Annotated in this window: 1 pseudogene; it reads right to left on the bottom strand. The window is 74.0% G+C overall.

Features of this window, described 5'->3' with window-relative positions:
• A pseudogene (locus tag DD1DGNOD_RS27910) lies at positions 1 to 325 on the bottom strand (hypothetical protein); the annotation flags it as partial.
• Between the last annotated feature and the right edge of the window lie 803 nt (positions 326 to 1,128).

The raw sequence follows: 1,128 nt of genomic DNA, 5'->3' as shown, positions 1-1,128 counted from the left end.
TCCGCGGGATGACGCGCGGCGGGGAGAGCACAACCGCGGGGTCGAGGCCGGGACGGGACTCGGTGTCGCCGATGTCCGGTCGAGGCTCATGTCGAGGCTCGTGTCGAGGCTCATGAGGCCCGGGTGGCGCCTGGCGGCTGAAATACCCGACCGCGGGTCCGGTGGCGGTGGTCGGGTAGGTTGATCGCGGTCCGTCGCTGGGCCGTGCGGCCTCGACCGATCCGGCGGATTCACTCCCCGCGGCGGCGGACGGGTCGGCCGGCGGCGTCCGGTGGATCCGTGACGTCTGCTCCCACGTTGCCGGACGGCCCTCGACCGGCGGCACCGGCGCGTCCCGGTTGGGGTGCGGCGAAGCGGAACCGCCACGGTTTTCATGCTGGCTGCCCTGACTGTCGCGCCCATACGACTGGTGTGGTGTGTCCAGCTGCGCGGACTGCGGATACCACGGACGGTCGTTCGGACCTGCCGGCCGCACAGCGGATCGGCCCTCGGGCAGGGATCCGCGTGTTTGCGGCCGGCCCGCGGCCGACGGCCCCGAGCCCGTCTGTGACGGATATGTCGGCGTCCGCGGCGTCGGGGCAGGACGCAAAGCACCCGCGGCCGGAGATTGCGGTGATACGGCCGGAGGCTGCGCTCGTGTGGCCGGAGGCTGCGGCCGTACGACTGGAGGCCGTGCGTCCGGCCGTATTTCGGGCGAGTTCCCCGGACGCTGCGACCCTGATCGCGCCGGGAGTGGTCGGCCGGAAACGGCACGATCAGGGGAGCCGGTGGCGGTCTGCTGGTCGGCCCGGCCGACGGAAGAACCCGCGGAAGAAGAAGGCGGCTGCGCCACAGGCGGTCCGGCGTCGCCCGGCTTGATCCCGCCTGGTGGATCTCCAGCCGGCTGTGCGCGGTCCGGGACGATCGGTCGCAGGCGCGGCTGCTGAGGACTCGTGGGCTCTGCGCGCGGCGGCTCCACCCGGCGAAGCTCCACCCGGCGAAGCTCCACGCGGCGGGGCTCCGGAGGCGGCGGGACCCGTCGCTCCACCCGCGCAGGCTCGGCACGCGAGAGTTTGACACGCTGCGGCTCAACCGGCCGGGGGTCGACACGTGGGGGCTCCACCCGCGCAGGCTCGGGCCCACGCGGCG

The organism is Candidatus Protofrankia californiensis (genome assembly GCF_900634765.1).
GTDB lineage: Bacteria > Actinomycetota > Actinomycetes > Frankiales > Frankiaceae > Protofrankia > Protofrankia californiensis.
This window is presented reverse-complemented; position numbering and strand designations above follow the sequence as displayed.